This is a genomic window from Photobacterium satsumensis, assembly GCF_050336935.1.
GTDB classification, from domain to species: Bacteria; Pseudomonadota; Gammaproteobacteria; order Enterobacterales; family Vibrionaceae; genus Photobacterium; species Photobacterium satsumensis.
Genome location: NZ_JAKJSK010000007.1, coordinates 560892 through 578973, shown reverse-complemented (window position 1 = coordinate 578973; position 18082 = coordinate 560892). Strand labels below are relative to the sequence as shown.

General features: G+C 45.2%; 9 protein-coding genes. All 9 read right to left on the bottom strand.

The genetic code is table 11. The annotated features are described in order from the left end of the window. Positions 1-2 precede the first annotated feature (2 nt). Positions 3-3368, bottom strand: coding sequence for a C-terminal helicase domain-containing protein (locus tag L4D79_RS14230; protein ID WP_428652219.1), 3366 nt, complete (start codon positions 3366-3368; stop codon positions 3-5). A 10-nt stretch (positions 3369-3378) separates the two neighbouring features. Then, positions 3379-5145 (bottom strand): phospholipase D family protein, encoded by a 1767-nt coding sequence (locus L4D79_RS14225; protein WP_428652218.1) that lies wholly within the window; start codon positions 5143-5145, stop codon positions 3379-3381. A 109-nt stretch (positions 5146-5254) separates the two neighbouring features. Beyond that, positions 5255-6547: a DUF6361 family protein gene (locus L4D79_RS14220; RefSeq protein ID WP_428652217.1), complete on the bottom strand. Its 1293-nt coding sequence runs from the start codon at positions 6545-6547 to the stop codon at positions 5255-5257. 78 nt (positions 6548-6625) lie between these two features. After that, on the bottom strand, positions 6626-7990 hold the full coding sequence (locus L4D79_RS14215) for a restriction endonuclease subunit S (RefSeq protein WP_428652216.1): 1365 nt from the start codon (positions 7988-7990) through the stop codon (positions 6626-6628). Continuing rightward, complete coding sequence (locus tag L4D79_RS14210) at positions 7987-9618, bottom strand: N-6 DNA methylase (RefSeq protein ID WP_428652215.1); 1632 nt, start codon at positions 9616-9618, stop codon at positions 7987-7989. The genes L4D79_RS14215 and L4D79_RS14210 overlap by 4 nt, the downstream gene beginning before the upstream one ends. Positions 9619-9718: 100 nt before the next feature. After that, positions 9719-13246, bottom strand: a complete 3528-nt coding sequence (gene hsdR, locus L4D79_RS14205; RefSeq protein ID WP_428652214.1) for a type I restriction-modification system endonuclease — start codon at positions 13244-13246, stop codon at positions 9719-9721. A gap of 88 nt (positions 13247-13334) precedes the next feature. Then, complete coding sequence (locus tag L4D79_RS14200; RefSeq protein ID WP_428652213.1) at positions 13335-15359, bottom strand: EH signature domain-containing protein; 2025 nt, start codon at positions 15357-15359, stop codon at positions 13335-13337. Further along, a complete protein-coding gene (locus tag L4D79_RS14195; RefSeq protein ID WP_428652212.1) occupies positions 15346-16005 on the bottom strand; it encodes an OmpA/MotB family protein in 660 nt (219 codons plus the stop codon). The genes L4D79_RS14200 and L4D79_RS14195 overlap by 14 nt, the downstream gene beginning before the upstream one ends. After that, the gene (locus L4D79_RS14190; protein WP_428652211.1) at positions 16005-18080 is read right to left on the bottom strand and encodes a chemotaxis protein; all 2076 of its coding nucleotides are present in this window, start codon (positions 18078-18080) and stop codon (positions 16005-16007) included. Before L4D79_RS14190 ends, L4D79_RS14195 begins: the two co-directional genes overlap by 1 nt. Positions 18081-18082 lie beyond the last annotated feature (2 nt).

Below are 18082 nucleotides of genomic sequence, written 5' to 3'. Positions count from 1 at the left end.
AATCACAGCGCTTCAACTTCACAATCGGCTGTAAACGCTTTATCAACCTCAGCCTTTCTTTTCAAAGGCGCTAAGTTAATAATCAGAGATGATTTTACTTTCTCAATTTCTTCAGCAGTCAAATTACGATGAAGGAGGTTTTCAAGCAGCTCTTGTTGTCTCGGTTGACCAAAAGCTAACCGATACAGAGCTAATATTTTCAGCGACTCATTAAGCTTTTGTACCTCTTTACTCATTGGGTACATGGGTACTATTCGTTCAATTTTTGCCGAACCATACGGATAAAACCAATAAGGCTCTAGATCACTACTTCGGTTACTTTGAGTGACTTCTGCAGCTTCGAACATTTGCTGCCAAATATCACCGTTCAAATCGATATCACCAGCAAAAACTTCAGCGAGACGCTTACGCACCACCAGCGATTTAAAACGATTCACTCTTCCCTCACGCTGCTCGATATCAATTGGGTTGCGTGGCAGATTCCAGTGAATAACACGACTACAGTACCAATGAAAATCGAGTCCCTCTTGTCCGATGGAGGTCGAGCTCAAAACAAAAGGCCGAAAAGGTGAATTAAAGGCGTCACGAATATTAACAACACGACTCAACCCTTTATCATCAGTCATTTTCTGAGTACCTAAAGGCACCGCATAATGACACCTTAATGACGATTGCTCTTGCTTATCGTTAAAACGGTTTTCCCAAAAATGGGCATGTACCGGCGTACTACGAATACCCATCGCCGTGAGTAACTTACTGTATGCACTTTCTAAACTAGAACCGGATGTTGATAATAAATGGCAGTACTCATCAAGCATTGCTTGAAAATTGCCCTGAGCGCAATAGTCGAGGACTTGAAGCCAAGCAGCAGTTTTACTACCAACGAATATTTGACTGGTTGCAGCCTGCTGAACGATTGGCTTGGCATATTCATGATTGAATAACTTTATTGTGACATTGGAAAATGACACGCAGAACTTCATTTGCTCATCACAGTTAGCATGTCCCCAATGCTTTTCAATAGTACGTAACGCACAAACCGCAGGACTTGCTACTGACAACAATGCAAGTATGTCTGCGAGATCTTCTGGCATAGGGCCAAGTACCAATGATTCACCTTGAGAAATAAATGCTTCTATTTGTGCAAGATGTTCTAAGCGACCAGTCCCCTTACTCGGCCCTTGAGCTTCGTCCCCTTCAGTATCATCCTCTACCGAGATCGGTGTTTTATTCACCGAAAGCCAAGCGTCTATATGCCCTTCAAGGCCATGCTCACGGTCTAGCAGCATAGGCGCCAGCAGATACCACTCAGCCCCAGTCCCCTCTGAACTCTCAAAACGTTTCAAATCCAGTAATTTATCTGCAATAACAACACTGCGCGCTTCAAGTTCACTACTCAAGGTCTCACTGTTGAATTTGAAACTCTGAAGAAACTTAGAAGGGTACAACAAAGCCCAGTTATTGAGCGGTGCAGTACCATAGAAGCGCAGCAATGGTGTATGTTTTTTTGATGAGAAATAGCTTTCCTTCTCTTCTGCTCCAGACACAACACGCCGCTCGGCTTCATAAGACCATATTCCACTCAAGACACGTGGAACCATGGCCCAAGCGGAAAAAATCAGTGATTTAGTAAAACTATTGCTGTTTTCATACACACCCGTAGGACGGTAATTCGGTTTAGAGGGTGGCACCCACAATAAATGCTCGCCGTTTCCTTTAAAGACAGTCTTTGTCATTTCTCTTACACGTGCATTAGGGGTTTCCCTTGCAATATCAAGCGTATGATTATCAATTTTCCCTCTACGTAGCCACGCAAATTGATTGGCCGAAGAGTCGTCTTTAAGTAATTGCTTTACCTCAGGCTTATCAAGATGATTTAAAAACTGCTTTTTAAACACATACCCTTGTAAAAAAGACATCACCCAAGGCGCTGATTTTGAAAATTCGAGTAATTGTCCGCCAGTCTGAGTTCGAGAATACTGTCCAATTGCGCTATTAATAGCGTCAAGAGCCTGAAAAGCTTTTACTTCATCAATATTCAATGTTTGATTACAGATCAACTCACTGGAGTCGTAAATATCATCGAATCCATCACTAATCTGGCTTCTTTCCGTCCGGCATATAAAACGCCGCAATAGTGCCTCTACTTTTTGACTATTTCCCTTTTCAAGTAAATCAACCGGCTTATTTGGATCGGTTAGAGACAGTAAGTCTTTTTGTAATTGATCTCGCGATTGCTCATAGCTATCAATAAAATCAACATCATTGGCTGAAATAAAATCGAGCAAATTATGGAGTTGTTCGTGATGGCTGGCTCCGTTCTCATCATCATGCAAGGTCGTCACCGCTTTGAACGGCGTCGCCGAGAGCAGTAGTACTTTACTCTTGTACTCTGAATGACGTTGATTTGAATCTGATTTAAATACCTGCCTTGCAATAATTGACTCTTCTGAATCATCACTTGGGTTTGTCAGTGACTGAAAGCGCTGGAACTCATCGAGAATAAATAAATCAGCTTCAAGGTTTCCGGCACAACTTTGGGCGACTAACCTACGCAGTTCGACACGCAGGGCATAAAATAGAGACTTGGTTTGTTCTGTTTCGGCCTCATCTTCCAACCATTGCCCACAAAGCTCATTAATGGCTTCCAATCGTGAAGCATAGTGCTCTTTAAGCCGCCAAGAAGTACAAGGTTGGTTAAGCTGATTGTGAACAGCAAAACAAATATTATCGCTCAGATCATAATATTTACTTAACTTGTCTAACTCATTCTTCCACCTTTCAGCACCAACATGATTGGTTTTAAACAAGGCCAACAAAGGCTCTTTGACATGTTCTATCTGAGGTGCGCTAGCGACGACATTCGCTATGATGACTCTTTCCCAACAGTTTCCACTGCCTAAAGTCAGAGTAAACGACGTTGCCGGGGTAAGCGTACACACCTCTATGACTTTACCTTCCTCATTATCCGGCGTACGAGAGATGGCAGCTAATTCAATCAACCGCCGGAAACTGGGCTGCTTAACCCAGCGTTTAGCTTCATTTTTACCAAATACCGCTAACTTTTGACGGTTTTCATCAGCTAATGCAAGGTTTGAGCAAATGTAAGTCACGCGAAAGGGACGTTGGTTACCCGTCGCTGTTGTACTCCATGATGAAAGATGCTGCTGCAATAACTTGGCAATCACCCCTTTAGCTACGATGGTCTTCCCCAAACCAACTTCGTCTGCCACCAGCATTCGGTGGCTATGCTCTGGGTCTGAAAATTTAGCAACTAGGCTCTCAACTGTCGCTTGTTGAAAGTCTTTCAGGCTTGCTAGTGATACTTCCAACTGAGCATTCACTGCCTCTTTAAAATCACTCTCCACCGTCAGCATCCTATTGACTAAAAGGTTGAAACACATGCCATAAATCTTTAAATACCTGCGGGATCACCGACTCATCAAGGCGTTTTTGCAGCATGTCTATTCTCTTGAGCGATTCCGGCCGCTTTGCTGCAGCCAACATCAACTTTTCATAAATAATGGCATCCTCGGGAATCATTCCTTGCTCGTCAAAATCCCCTATCCCGTCCCCCTTGGAAGATGAGTAAAACAAACTCTTGTCCGGTTGAACCTGCAGCAGCATTGATAAGTAGCTGTAAAATTGGCTTTGTGATTGAACTAACTCATTCAATACATGCGCCTCACGGTCAATATCTCCTTCAACCTCCAAGGGCAACTGCAACATAAATTGCTGCTGTGTATCGCTACCCTTAATGATCTCAAAGCGCACTAGAGCACTGACTTGCGACAACTTTAGCGAATACCAGCACAAGGCTTGCTCTATGGTTCTAAATTGTTCTGCTGCCAAAGGGGTTACACGCACCGAAAACTCTTCTAAGGGTGGAAGAGCATCAACAGACAATTTCAAGCTATAGGTCATATTGGAGTCTGGTACAGCTATCAACTGCCATTGAGCGAGCAAAAGCTGATGCATGAAAATCCGAAGTGCATTTTCACTTTCGGCAACGTCTTCATTATTCTCTGGCTCAGTAAATTCATGCTCAACAAACAGACCAAAGCCATCATTATCAATCCACTGATTTAATAATGATTCCACACCAACCTTCTCTTTCAGCCCTTTAAGCTGCAACATAAACTCTGTATTCCTTGGGGACTTGTCAGTTGTTCCCAAAGCAGCAGCCGTCGCATTTGCCGAGCCTACATGCCATACCGCATGGCCATCACTTTGATCGTTCACTATCAATTTAGCGTGAAGGTTTTGATCGTTTTCGACAAATTCGCTTTGATCGAGCTCCATGGCTTCTTCGCCGTTGATCACGCGATCATTGAGAGAAAAACAATGCCAATCAGATAGCAGAGATTCTCCCACGGCATTGAGTTCTTCCGCCCGACTCAGCAAGTACCTTGGTCCATCAGGGCAGTAGGTCGCTAACCAATCCAGTCCGGCAACATCGCTTCCTCCCTTGATAAAGGGGGAAACAACCAACATAGAGGTATTATCTGTGTGCTTAAAAGCAACAGGCTTTTGCCTTAGCTGCGTTTTTTCATCGAATACCGTCGAGAGAAAGCCTATATCGCCAAAGCTATTAGGTTTTTGCCAAAAAACATAAGGCAATTCGCTCAAGATGGTTTCTTGATGGGCAAAATCATTGTACTGACTATCTGTTGCTTGAATATCTAGCCCAAATAAGGATTCAAAAAACGCCACCAACGGTCTGTTTTGCCGCCTACTTTTAGGCTTGATAAACCCATCGATGACTGCTGCCAAATCCCAGCTACGATCGAAAGTTAGGTTGCGGGATAACACGATAAGACGATACCTGACCGGATCTTCGGCCTTACCCTCAAAGCGCAAAAGCCACACTTTAGGGTGAAAAGAAGAAAATGCTGATTCAACGGAATGACTTGCAGCCTTGCTCGCCAGAGGAACAACTGGGGCAAGACAAGGCTCCAACAACGTAAACAAGCTGTTATAGTCAGAAGGGATCTTAATATTACCATGCTGGTAATATACTTTGAGGCAACCCTTTAATTGACCAAGAGCTTCAAGCAATGCAATACGCTCTTGTTCTATTGGCCCCTCCAAAGTATGGCCAAAACACATGGCAACAGGCACCGTCAGCAAGGTATTGAGATCCAAGCTATAGGTTGTCGCCACCGCTGCGGTTAACTGGTAACCCTCAGGTGCGATCAATTGCTCGCCGTAATCAAGCCTCTGTTTGTTGGGTTTTAAGCCTGCATGTTCCATATTAACGGTTCAGTCCTTGTTCGATATCACTCAAGATTTGCACAGCACTCGGCCAGCGGTATTCCAGCTTATGCATGCCAACCCAGCCTTGATTTTCAGACAGCGCTTTTTTCAGCAAACTGCGTGAGCCTTTATTATCGTTGGCCCGCTTCTTAATAAAGTCATCTAGCTGTGGAACAGGCGTACCATCCGCGATTAATTTGCACCAATTGGCAATGAAGGGTTCGGTTTTCGAATTGACTTTTCTACCATCACGGAAGGCTGCGATTAACCAATATTGATAGTAACCGTCGCTAAACAAAACGGATTGGCTGTATTGTTGCCGCCACTCATCAAACTGCTTTTCGTATTCAGCCAATTGGGTTTCATTATTGGCCTGGCGGGCAACCAAGCAGTTATAACGCAAATGTGCCCCTTCCATAGCAAGGCTAAACTCCAAAGCGTTACGGAGCGTCTTTTTGCATTTTTCCGAAATACTTTTGTCCTTCAGCCAGTGATAAAGCACATCTAATCGCCAGCCTTGATCGGGTCTACCAGCCAAATACTCCCGATCAATTTCAAGGGCACCTTCTAGTAACGAGGCTCGAAATAATTGGGCTGGCACACTGTGTTCAATTGCGCGTGCATTCAGAAATTTTTGCTTTAAATAATTAGCTTCTTCACGGGTAAGGCCTATCTCAGCCACCTCAAGCCAATCACTTTGCCCCTTGTCATCTGCCCCAGCTTCGTTACTGGGCATTTTTTGCATAAGGCTTGCTGGGGTTGATACGTCATCATCGTCATCTTCCCCACCGAGGTGATGGACAGGCTGATTAACCAAGGTTTCAAATTGCTTGCAAAACTCTTTCAAAGATTGCTGTGTATTGGCAATACCAAACTGGCGAAAAGCATTCCAATACACAGATGACGGTTTACGTGCGACCCCACCTTTACCCACGCTTTCGCTGCCAATAATGCCATCGACTTTTTCATCCTGGTGCCGTTCTACCAAATTTTCCGCCAATAAGTCTTCTTGTTGGTGAATATAATCAAGCAAGGATGTTTTACGCCGTAACTTAGTCTCTAGTTGGGTGTAATCATCAAAAATACGCGGGACAGTAACTAAATACTTAGCGCGAGTTTGGATAGTCGAAAAACCGGGAAAAAGCTGTTCGGCAAAGGCATCACGTACCTGACCAATCCCTAACTCATCCAGCGTGCCTTTCTCTTTAAGCATGGCAAGTACCTGCGATACCCGCTCACGCTCTGTTGAAGAAAAATCCACCCAACCAATCATGCTATTAAGACGGCTCACCATTACCTCATGAAATACGGTTTAAATTCACAAACAAAAAAGCCAACATGGCAGGCATCATGTTGGCTATATATTTACTTACGCACTTGCTGCTTTAGCGGCTTTCTTTCTTACCGCCTCGGCTTTTTTCGCCGCTTTGGCTAACGCTTCTGCCTCTTTACGGGCTTCGGCGATGCGCTCTAGCAGCTTTTCCGCTGGTTCGTCATCTGAGTCTTGCGGCACCAGCTCACCACGGAAAGCCTTGGCAAGAATACTCTGGGTCAAGTTATCCACCCTCGCCTGCGCCTTTTTCACCTGCGCTTCGATGGTGTCGGCAAACGCGAAGTATTGATAGACAAGGCGGACGATTTCTTTTTGTTCTTCGATTGGAGGAAAATATACTTCGAGGCTCTTGATTACTTTTTGATTCAAGTTAACCATCGTAGAGCCCACAGAAGTCGCATTGAAATAACTAACCGCAACTGGAGACCGGATAACATAGGACAAATATTCCGAACTAATATATTCACCACAACGAAGAATCATCGAGCCAGTGCCACATAGACAAGGTTCCAATGATGTCCCTTTAACTACAGCTGCGCGTCCCATTTCACCACGTCGTCCAACAACAACATCATCGTCTTTTAAGTGCCAAGCCGCTAAAGACTCGTATTTTTCTGATGTAATTGACATTTGAGTCGCGGGTGTAATTTTACCGTCATTAATATGCATTGGATTAATAACAGAAATCCCTCCCTCTATGTAGTCCGATTTATGTAATGCACTACCAAAAGGGCCAGTCTTTATTTCAACACCAGTATCACCTAGCTTTGTAAATTTAGGGGGTTCCTTCACCAAAAGAGTCAATTTCCCCGATACGGCGGCGGCGAGGACGGATTGTCGAAAGCGTTTGATGATCGCGGGAATACCATCAAGACGCGCTTTGATGGTATCCACCTGCGCCAGTACCTCGTCGAGTTTTTCAACGATGCGCTGCTGTTCAGCAAGGGGGGGAAGCATCACCTCATGAGCCTTAATCATTTGCTGTGAAATGTTAGGCTGTGCTCCTCCTTTACCCTTATCAATAAAACGTTGCTTTTCACTGTTTAAGAAATAATAAAGAAATTCAGTATTAGTAACACCTTCGAACGGGTTACCAACAGCACAGGCTTGATTGGTCGTCGTATCAAAATCTAAGATCGATGTTTTACCAATAGTCGCGCCATACATCGCAATTGCAACAGAGCCTTTTGGAAACAACTTAGCGCTAGAGTTGTCTAACCCAGCTTGTGAAATATATTCTGAAGCAGTGCTCAACCTTTTAGGACCAAGATCACCCGTTTTCACCCATGGTGTATCACCACCATAGTATGAACTTTCACTTCGTTTTGGAGTGCCACCAGAGCCCCAATTGGCGATATTAACTAGGGTTGTTTCAACCCACCCCTTCGGCAATTGACTCATGCCTCAACCTCCTGAGTCGCACCTTCTAGGAACTCGTCCCTAGGATCTAGGTCCTGCTCTTTAAGCCCAAACGCCTCTTCAAGCAACTGCTTCTGCGCCTCAGCTTCATCATTGGCACCCAGCGCTTGCATTAACTGATAAATCTCTGACATAGCTTCGGTCAGCTCTGCCATGGCTTCACCGGCGAGCACTTCAGGCTCTGGTAGGTTTTCCGCTGATGTAGCTTCTAAGTCTTTCAACCAAGAGATATCTAGGCTGTCGCCCTTCTGGTCGCGGATATAGTCACGGGAGAACTTGCGGAAGCGAGCATTTTCTGGCGTGTGCTCTACTGAGCCTTCACCCTCGGCATAAATAGCACCTAATACATCCCATACACCTTCGCTACGTGGCGATTGGCCGTTTTTATCTTCACCATAGGCAGCGATAAAGGCATCGAAGTGTTTTTCAGTGAGCGGACGGCGCTTACCAAAAGTGTTCATGTTGGTACGCATGTCGAACACCCAAGTTTCGGTAGTGCAGTTTTTATCTTGCTCTGGGTTGTTCAGCGCGCCTTTTTGGAAGAACAGCACGTTGGTTTTTACGCCCTGGGCGTAGAAAATACCGGTCGGCAAACGTAACACTGTGTGCAGATTACACTTGTCCATCAGATCGCGTCGGATATCGGTACCCTTACCGCCTTCAAATAAAACGTTATCAGGGATAACAACCGCAGCACGGCCACCTGGTTCTAGGCTTTCAACAATGTGTTGCATGAAACACAGCTGTTTGTTCGACGTTGGATGAACGAATGTACGGGTAATGTTAGTACCCGCGGCACTACCAAACGGAGGGTTGGTTAGAATCACTTTGGCTTTAGGCAAGGCTTCACCATCGCTACCCAAGGTGTTACCCAAACGGATGGCGCCGCCTTTGTCTTGGTCGCCTTCGATATCGTGCAGTAGGCAGTTCATCAGTGCCAAACGGCGGGTTTCTGGTACTAGCTCAAGGCCAACGAAGGCACGCTGTATTTGGAAATCTTGATCGTCTTCACTCAGGTCATCCAAATCGTTGGTTTGTGATTTGATGAATTTATCCGCTTCAATCAAGAAACCTGCCGTACCTGCGGCTGGGTCTTGAATCACTTCGCGCGGCTGTGGCTGCATCAGCTTCACAATGGTGCTGATCAGCGAACGCGGGGTGAAGTACTGGCCTGCACCTGACTTGGTTTCATTGGCATTCTTCTGCAGCAAGCCTTCGTACATGTCACCGAAGTCGTCTCGTGATTTGCCTTTATCGCCATCGAACCAGCCAAGGCTGTCCATGTTCGACACTAGCTCAGTTAGCTGTGCAGGCTGGGTAATGGTGGTGTTCACGTTTTGGAAAATCGCACGAACAATGGCGTGGTTGTCATCGCCAAGCTGTACCAGCATGTTTCGGTAGAACTGGTGCTGTTCACGACCAATCTTGGTTTTAAGATCGTTCCAGCGTAGCCCTTCAGGTAGCAAGTCATCTTCTTGCCCCGTTTCTTCACACATTTTCAGGAACAGCAACGACGCCAGTTCATTCACGTAGTTTTGGTAAGACACCCCACCATCACGAAGGTTGTCACACAGTTTCCACAGTTTGGCGACTAAATCATTATTGTTCATGGTTTTCTCGATATTCGTTATTCATAGTGAATATGCAGCAAGTGATAGGCATGCTAGCGGTCCTGTCACTTGCTGATCTAATTGAGGCTATTTTAGTGGTTTATGCAGGCTGATCCCACACATAATCATTTAGCTTGGCGAGTATGGCGTCTAATTCACCATCGAAGACGTTTGTAAGCTTACGTTTGCCCCCGCGACGCTTAAAGTTGCCTGATTTAAAGGTGTCGTCATCGACCACCACTTTCTCTTTCAGGCTTTCCCCTAAACGGTCCAACCAAGTGATTTGCTCATCGCTCCAGCTGTTCTCGGCTTTAATACGGTTAAGCGCGTTATCCACTCGGGTTTCAAACGGTAGCAAGGCATCACCCATTGCGGCACGGCGGATATGACCAATTAAGCGTGCGGCAATGTCTTGGTCTTTGGTTTCTTTCCATGCCACTCGTAATGTGGACTCATCGAAATGCTGGCGATCAAACCATTCCTGCAGCTCTAGCAAGGCTTTGCGGGTTAAGTCGCGCGGTTTGTTGATCACGGTTTGCAGCGCGGCATGGGCGTTCGGGCTCCCTGTCACCAAATTATCAAAGGCTTCAAGGAAATCTTCGGCATTTTCATACTCGCCATATAGACGCTCAACACTGATCACTTTGTCGGGAATGTCAGTAAAAATCGGCGCTTTACGTAAGGCGTTAATGTCCACTTTTAGATGCTCTAAGCGCTCAACCAAGCCTTCGACCTTGTTGAACACTTCAGCGGTCCATTTCGGGCCTTTTTCTTTCAATGTGCGGGCAAAGCGGTTGAAGTCGCAGCCCATCGCATCTTGGCAGATGTCATCAAAACGTTTAATGGCACTATCGATGTCCGGTGAACGATCACGATTGTTATTGGCATGGCCAACAATGCGTTGCAGTTTCGCCACCAGCTGTTCATGGCTGTGCTCGGCAAAACTGCGGCCGTCCGCTTCAATGACGTTATAGGTTTCCGAGTCGGTGATCTCGTTTACCAGGGTTTTCAGCTCGACCTGAGGGCGCACTACCACCGGCTTCATGGTATCAACCGACTCTAGGGTGTCATACAAATCAACTGCATCAAAAATACGGAACGACACTTTACCGACATCCGGGCACAAGCGAGTGGCACGGCCTTTCATCTGCTCATACAAAATCCGGCTTTTCACTTTGCGTAAGAACACCAAGTTACAGATGCTTGGGATATCGATACCAGTGGTCAGCAAATCGACGGTGACCACGATATTAGGTAAACGCTCTTTATTGAAACGGGTGATCATCGACTGGACTTTGATTGGATCTTTGTCCGAATCACCCGTGATCTTGATAATGGCGTCATGTTCAAGATCAGGGTATTTCACCTTAAACGCCGTTTGTAGCTGCTCGACCACCATATCGGCGTGAACGTTATTGACGCAGAACACCAAGGTTTTTTGTTTGCCAGTTGGGTCAAGGTGATTGACCAACTCTTCACACACGGCTTTGTTGAAGTTCGGCGCAATAACTCGGTTGTTGAACTGGGCAACATCGAAGTTTTGTTCATCTTCAAGGGTGTCGGTGATCAATTCCCCTTGGTAACTCACTCGCTCTACCTGCTCACCTTGAGCAAAATAAATACCTTCATTACTGCGCTCTGTGGTGATTTTAATCGGGGGTTCTTGGTCGGTTAGGAAGCCATCGATCACCGCTTTGCGGTAGCTGTAGCGGTAGACAGGTGTATCGAAAATCTCAACGGTATGCAGTGCTGGCGTCGCAGTTAAGCCAACTTTAACTGCATCGAAATGATCGATAATCCGACGATACGCCGAGATAAAGTCATTCTGGCTCCGAAATGCCATCTCACCTTCGGTTTGTTCTTTATCTAGAATGTAACCACGGTGTGCTTCATCGACAATAATGCAGTCGTAGCGCCCGACCGGCATCACTTCATCACTTTGCAGTGTACGTTTAACCAATGACTGCACGGTAGCAACATGGATTTTGGTGCTATCTTCTGGGAATTTGTCGGTTAAGCCCTGAATATTGAAAATTGAATTGAAGGTATCACCGCTGATACGGGTATCTTCAAACGAGTTCAGCGCTTGCTCACCGAGTGAACGACGGTCAACCAAGAACAGTACGCGCTTAAAGCGCTGCGATTGGATCAAACGGTACATCAAGGCAATTGCGGTTCGCGTTTTACCGGTACCTGTTGCCATTGCCAGCAGAATTTCTTGCTGGCCTTTGATGACTGCTTGTTCAACAGCTGCGACGGCTTCTTCCTGGTAATAACGCAGACCAAGCTCGCTCATGTCGTCATTTTGACTAAACCAGCTATTGTGAACATGAAGATCGCTTTCTAGTTTTGCAATTAACTCTTCTGGGCGATGCCATGCGGGTAAGGCTTTTGGCAAGTTTGAGTTATGGCGGACATCGCGATACCAGATCCCGCTTTTGGTTTTATTGGTTGCACGGTAGTCACGCCCATTAGCAGAGTAACAAAACGGAATATGGTAGGTATCAATGCCGTTGGAGTCTTGCCAAGTGACACGGTAGCTTGGCAACTGTTCAGCTATTTGGTGTAGCGCATGATCATCGTTAGCAGCCGCATCGGTCAGTTCGGACTGCAACAATTCAAAATCGAAATGTTTGCTGTAGCGGTACGATTCTGGCAGTTTGCCAGCAACGTCAATATTGTTGCGCTTGGCTTCAATAACAGCGACGGGTTTTAGCCCAACAAACAATACATAGTCTGCAAAACCAGTATGCCCTGTTTCATCAGTGCTGGTTGGCCATTCCGCAATGGCGATATTACGCCCGACTTGTGGGCGGGTACCTTGGGCATAACGTAGGTTCAGGCTGTCAGCATCCCACCCTGCTTCGCGCAGTTGGCGATCAATAAGATAGCGGGTTTCTTGCTCTGACAGATCCAGCTTACGCGCGGCCGCACGCTGGTTAATTTGCTCGCGGTACTCTTTACGCTCACGCTCGGTTTTCTTGGCAAGCTCTTCGTCTTTGGCTTTCAGTTGCGCTTCTAGAGCAGCAATACGGGCTTGAGTTTGTTCTTCGGTTTCTTCCTGCTTGCCTTCGAGAATCGAGATATAGCCATTTAGCGCGGTGAGTTTATTCTTTTGCGCTTCAAGCTCTGACGTTGATTGGGTTTTCTCGTTCAGTGCATCAGCCAGTGCTTGTTTAAGCGAAGAGATCTCGCTGTTGTATTGCTCATCGCCGCCACTATCGGGCAACTCAAACACCGGTACGGCAAAGTCAAGGTTTTTGGTAACCAAGCGGTAATACCAAACGCTAACTTTGAACGCGATACGCAGCATCATTTCTGCATCGTTCAAGTCATCATGGTATTCGTGTACCGCTTTGTTACCCACTTTACGTAGCTGATGAAAGAACTTGATGATGTTGTCATCAACCCATGAAATCCGGGACAAGTCGCGAATCAAATCGACTTGGTTTTCTGGGATCTCCATATCCAGTAACTTGGCAATGTGCTTGGCTGACGCCTCGCCAAACATGCGCAGTTTTACCAAGGTGGTATTGGGATCATCCGGGTAGTTTTTCTCTGCTGCATACGCAACGTTGAAGAGAATATCGTTAACCCCTTTCAGAAACTCAAAGTTCGATTTTTTCATACTTGTTCCTAGCGCTTTTCAACTTGTTACATCTTACACCATAGTTTTTGTAAGGGCATGTTTTGTAAATCAAAACCGTGATTAACGGTTAATATTCAACCTCTAATTGTTTAAAATATTGATGAACTTCAACAAACAGATCTTTTGAAAATTTAAGCGCGGTCTCACTAGTACGTTTATCTAATTCGGCATATAACACAACCACATTGGCCAAGTTCACTTTACCTTTCCTATGTTGCAAATAACCAAAGGCCTTGTTGTATATTTGTAAATCCGTCCAGCTATCAAAACTATTGCACCTCATCATTGCAGGAACTTCTACAAGTCCTGATACAAACTCATCAACGGCATAAAGCATTTTCTCAGAGACAACTGATATTTTTATTCCAAAACGCTCAGCAGCCTCCCGCGCTTTTATATGTCCATCTTCAGCAGCTTTAGCTATCAACTGTTCTCCATGCTGCCGATTAGCGCTAAGTAATAACTTAGAACCCAACTGCCACATCGCTTCGGGGTTACCCTGATTTGCTGCTTTCTTGATATAGAGTTCGTGGTTTTCATCATTGCCTGTTTGCTTGGCGACCTGCGCCTTAAACAGGTACACATTGCTGCGCTGCTGGAGCCCCGACTGCTCACCATACTTCGATGTTTTAAATTCGTAACGCCAGAACAATTCAACCCACTGCTCAAGTTGAATAGCACGCTCTGCCAACATGGTTTGATTGGGTTTTTGCAGACCCTTTTTATCAGAGTAATAACTGACAGATTTAGGGATCCCCGCGAAATACACCACACCATCATTAGGTGTCACTCGGAATTTTGTCCGCAGCATTTTTTCACAAAAGTATTGCCACAGAATCATATGGTCGTGGACTTCTGTTTGTGGCAAATCACGAATATCAGCAAGGCACTCAAAGTCACCATCGAGTAAACGCTTGGCATTCCATTCTGTGTTCTTAAAAAAACGCGTCTCGCTTAAGTCACCACGCAGTACTTCAACTACCAGAAGCCTGTCTAATTCAAAAATGATAACTTCTGCGCACTGTTCTGTTGCGCTTTTGAAGGTATTAACCTGCTGAGATAGCGTGAGTCCATGCCTTTCAAGAAGGCGATAAGTATTGCTGGGTAAAAGCACACGAATACGGCTGAACTTTTCGCTGTAGTTTGACCAAAATTGCGTTCGGCTACGAATTTGCTTACGTTGCTGATCGTCAATATCCAGCTCATTTGCGCAGCTATCGCTGCATAACCTTTTTGCAATTGCATCTAATTCAAAATAGCTCGATAGCGAGAAAGCACTCTTTAGCCTTTCTCTAGAGCTATCTGATACTTCATACCACAAACTTTCATCGACGTTAGGTAAGCAGTTCTCACTCAGTAAGGTTTTTAACTCACCTCGATACAAGTTGTCGCAATATTGCTGAATTAACGCATCACAAAATTGTGCTTTATCTTTAATGGCATTAAATGAGTTGAAACAGCGCTCTAACCAATCTTCGGTCGCTTCCGTAACACTTCTAGGGGCGCATTCGACTAAGGCAACAGGTAACTGTTTTACGTACTGATTTGCATTAGGCAACATCAATTTTTTTACGCGCCGCTTAGGAGTCGAATCATGCTCATAGCAACTATTTGCTAAGTATGACCAATCTTTACCTTTGACAGCATTTAGCCAATCAATCCTGTCTGCATCTAACGCATTCAGGCCCGGTACATGGCGTACCACATCCATAGTATTAAGCAGCGGCTTCACCATAGTCGTCGGTAAGCCTTCAACGGCTAAGCCAGCTTTAAAAAATGCAATATTGCCGAGCGTATCGTTAGTACAGATAGCAAGCCAAATAGCACGACAGGCATCATATTGTTGTTTTTCAGTGAGCCCGCTCCAATGATGTTCATTTTCAACCACATCTAGCCATTCAAGCACTGAGATTTCAGCCGTTTTGCCCTGATCAACCAAAGCAACCAACTGCTTCAATGTTCTTGGTGGAAAAGCAGGCAATGGCATACCTGCTAGAGACATCTCATAGAACTCGTCAAAAGACAGATGATCGATACTGTTTGTTCCCGGCACCTTAGGCGCACGGAAAGTAAATCCCTTATTTACCGACACGCTCTACCTCAGAAAAATAGCCCAGGAACTCTTCATCTTTAAACTGGAAGCGGAACTTCACCTTACGATCAGCCGGGTCGGTTTTGTCTTGATTCGCCTCAATCGGCCCACGCCCCGAAATCGCCACCTTCTCGAAGAACGGTGGTTTGTGATCAAACTGCATACTGCTGATGTATTTCGACACACTGTTGGCACGCAGCACACTTAACTCCATATTTCGTTCAAAACGACCTTCAGAACTTGAATGGCCTTCGATTACAATGCGAGAAACTTCCTCCGCTGTTGCTTCAGACTGGAAGATGACATTCGAGTAAATAGGAATAAACTCATTCAAGAAAGCCTTACCAGAAGCCTTCAACTTATAATCGTTATGGTCGAACAAAATAGAATCCATAATCGAAATATCACCGGTGGTCGAATCGGCTGTCACTTCGATACCTGCACTTTCCAGCGCATCGTTTATGCCTTTAATGATAACGATTCGGGTATTTTGGCTTTCCTCATGGGCCTCTGAGATCTGCACCAAGGCGCTGATCAGCAGCAGTGCAAAAATCATCAGAAGAACTGACATCAAGTCACCAACGGAGAGCCAAACTCCTGACTCATCCGCATCATTATTCGCTTTGGTTGCCCGCAGTGCTCGCATTATGCTTCAACCTCATCGGCTTCGAACTCACGACGTTGAACTTGGGCATTAATCAGGTAACCAGCGGCCTGTGATAGTTTGTTATGGATTTTGCTGGCCGAGTCATCAAAATCTTTGAAGAAGACTTCAAAGCTATTATTAGCACGAGTGAAGTAATCATCCATTGCTTTAGGTAACCCTTCAGTGACATCGTTGAAGGTCGATGCGGCTTTAGAGTATTCACGCTTAAGGTGTGCAATTTCTTTGCTCATTGTTTGAGCCGCATCTTGCAACTCTGCCATCTTCGATGCTTCATTCAAACCAATTGCTTTCGCTACTTTCTCAATAGTTTGCGCCGACTTTTGTAAATGCTGGTGCTGAACCGTTAGCTCTTCAAGCAAACCATGTCGTGTTTTGTACTCACTTTCAAATACGTTTTTGAAGTTTTCTACCACGCCATTTAGGCCATCACGCTGTTTACCCAAGCTAGTTTCAAGCAAATTGTTTTGTTGTTCAAAGTAACTAGTTAGGTTCTCCTGATATTGCTTACGGAAAACATCAAGTTCTTGCTGGACGGTTTGAGACATCGACTGCACTTTGCTATCGATATCACCCAATCCGTTTTCTAGCTCGACACGTGCCGAGTTCATTAGTGTTGACGCTTCGCTGCCCACTTTTTCAAGTACGTTAGTCTGTTGTTTGAAAGCATCACTCGAACCATCAATTAAGGTGTTGATACGTATTTCCACCCCATCGAAAAGCTCTTTCTCCATTTTCTGACGCTCTTCCAAAGCCGTATTCATTGACTCTTTAATACCTTCAAAAGAGTTGGCTGCTTTGATTGCACTGTCTTCGAATGCATCACGCTGCTGAGCAAGACCTGTTGTTGCACCATCAAGCATGGTTTGGACTTCTTTGGCGATAGTGCTCATCGCACCCTGAGTATCATCTTTAAAGCTAGAAAGAATGTCTTTCAAAGAAACGGCAAACTCTTGCAGCTTAGTCATTGTCTCTTGCTGGAACTTATCGATAGTCTCTACCGTTTCAGCAGTACGGGTGATGACTAGCTCAACATTGCTATTAAGTTGTTCTGATACTTGGTTATTGGCAGAAACCGCGGCAGAGGTTTTCTCAAGTTCAATAACAACAGGAGCTATAAGCTCTGCTTTCATTTCAGCAATAATTTCTTGCAATAGTTCTTTCTGGTTCTGCTCTTTAATATCTTTTAGCAATGCTAGTTCATCACGGATCTGCACCATTGTGGGTGCAAGCTGACTCTCAATAGAGTCTGTCATCGCCGTTGATATCGTAGAAGCGATTTTATCGCCATCGAATGAATGACTTAGCTGGCTAAATTGACCGAGAAGCTGGTTAAAGTTTCCACCCAGTGATTCCATCGCTGCAGCTGAGCGTAGCTGTGCGTCAATCACATCCTGCTGGCGTTCACCTGAAAGGTTCTTCAAATAATGAATGACACTCGCTTCCGAGTAGTTCTGAGTTAGATGGTTACTAAATTTTGATAACGCTGATTGCTGAAAGTGCGCGGAAAACTTCATCCAAATCATGAAAAAAGCTGAACACATCAAGCCGACAAGTGATGTATAGAATGCGGTATTCATCCCTTCAAGCAGCTGCATGGCAGTTGCAAGCAGCTCTGTAGAATCGCCAGCCATTGAAAAGCCACTCAAACCAAGCGTGATCCCGATAAAGGTACCGGTGATACCGAAGCTGGTCAGGATAGCAGGGATTAGCTTATATTTGCCGTCATCAAGATCTGGGGCCATTTGGCTGAGTGCTGATTTGGCAAGCAAGAGGCTACCTTGCTTATCGAATGTCACTCGCTGGTCAACCCGGTCATAGACGAGGTGCTCTGTTACCCAGTTCTGCTGCCTTTGGCTAAAGTCTGTAAATTGAACCGATGAACCTTTGGCTTTATCGGCAATTAACATGAGCTCATTGATATGGGCTTTTGACTGACGCAGTGTCATCATGCTCTTAAACAAAGCAAAAATGAATATAGCGCCAATGACGATAACGATTAGCTCAGTGGTCACAAAACTAATTGCAGAAGTGATAGTTGAAAGTATTGATGACATGT

Coding starts and splice junctions, on each gene's coding strand:
- L4D79_RS14195 (WP_428652212.1), bottom strand. CDS start 16,005: ATGCGAGCACTGCGGGCAACCAAAGCGAATAATGATGCGGATGAGTCA.
- hsdR (WP_428652214.1), bottom strand. CDS start 13,246: ATGAAAAAATCGAACTTTGAGTTTCTGAAAGGGGTTAACGATATTCTC.
- L4D79_RS14190 (WP_428652211.1), bottom strand. CDS start 18,080: ATGTCATCAATACTTTCAACTATCACTTCTGCAATTAGTTTTGTGACC.
- L4D79_RS14210 (WP_428652215.1), bottom strand. CDS start 9,618: ATGAACAATAATGATTTAGTCGCCAAACTGTGGAAACTGTGTGACAAC.
- L4D79_RS14215 (WP_428652216.1), bottom strand. CDS start 7,990: ATGAGTCAATTGCCGAAGGGGTGGGTTGAAACAACCCTAGTTAATATC.